Below are 1,261 nucleotides of genomic sequence, written 5' to 3' on the forward strand. Positions count from 1 at the left end.
ATAGACTTAACAATTCTTTTTTGAATTCACACTCATTAAATTTGGTCTCGCATAATTGTGCGAAAGTATCCCAAGACGATTCATCCATGCCAAACCTCGTTCATACATATAACGCCTCATTCAGAGGCTAAAAATTGTTGGCCAAAATGGCGAGGCACGAGCAACGGCCAGCTGTTTTTAGTCCTTTGCAATGCCTTGTTAGGTTTAAAAGCACACCAAATTAACTAATTAAAAAAAGTAAATAACATACTAACTATCCATATGAGCAACGCGATTCCACCAAGCCCTTCTTTAATTCCTGTCCAATCAACCTCTAAACTTTCAATCAGCTTATACAACCCCAAAATCACAACACATATAATTATGAAAATAGTAAAGTCAAGATCACCACGCCCACCACGAGCAAACGCTTTAACAGAAAAAGTAAGCATTAATACAGCGAAAATCACTATTTTATTCACTGAATGATCCTTTAAACCTAACGCCTCATTCAGAGGCTAAAAATTGTTGGCTAAAATAGCGAGGCACGAGCAATAGCCAGCTTTTTTAGTCCTTTGCAATTACTTGTTAGGCAACATTTTTCGCCCAACTATCTCGTAAAATTTTAAACAAACAGTGCTCTTTAAAGCGACTATCATCTGGGACATCAGGATGTTCGAATGTAACACCAGTGTTTAACATGTTGATTCTCTCCATTACTGCTAACGAAGAATAGTTATTCTGAACAGCAAAAGAAACAATTTCTTGTAACTCAAGCTCTTCAAAGCCAACTTTAAGAGCTGCCAACGCTGCTTCTGTGGCGTATCCTCGCCCCCATTGCGGCCTCGCAAGTCGCCAAAGAATTTCTACACATGGCGAGAAAGGTAATTTTGAAGAAGACGAAAATAGCCCCACAATGCCTATGAACTCTTTTGAGACAATATGCTCTACAGCCCAAACACCCCATCCGTTTTGTGCGATTAGTGATTCACATTTTTTGGCGATGGCATCGCTTTCATTTCGATTCAAAGTCTTTGGGAAAAACTTCATTACTTGAGGATCTGACGACATTGCGAAAAATGGCTCTAAGTCATTAGAAGTCCACTGGCGCAGTTGAAGTCGCTCTGTTTTTGGCTCAATTATTCTGACCATACTGCGAACTATCCTTTTGTTGCCTAACGCCTCATTAAGAGGCAAAAAATAGTTGGTTAAAATAAGCGACGCAGGAGCAAAAACCAACTGTTTTTTGTCCTTTTGAATGACTTGTTATATTACAATTTAC

Annotated in this window: 2 protein-coding genes; both read right to left on the reverse strand. The window is 38.9% G+C overall.

From position 1 onward, the window contains the following. Positions 1 to 224: 224 nt before the first annotated feature. Positions 225 to 461 (reverse strand): hypothetical protein, encoded by a 237-nt coding sequence (locus tag B0X80_RS20210; protein WP_077343694.1) that lies wholly within the window; start codon positions 459 to 461, stop codon positions 225 to 227. Between the two features lie 106 nt (positions 462 to 567). Continuing rightward, positions 568 to 1,131, reverse strand: coding sequence for a GNAT family N-acetyltransferase (locus tag B0X80_RS20215; RefSeq protein WP_077343696.1), 564 nt, complete (start codon positions 1,129 to 1,131; stop codon positions 568 to 570). Positions 1,132 to 1,261 lie beyond the last annotated feature (130 nt).

It is taken from the genome of Pseudocolwellia agarivorans, from assembly GCF_002000085.1.
GTDB classification, from domain to species: domain Bacteria; phylum Pseudomonadota; class Gammaproteobacteria; order Enterobacterales; family Alteromonadaceae; genus Pseudocolwellia; species Pseudocolwellia agarivorans.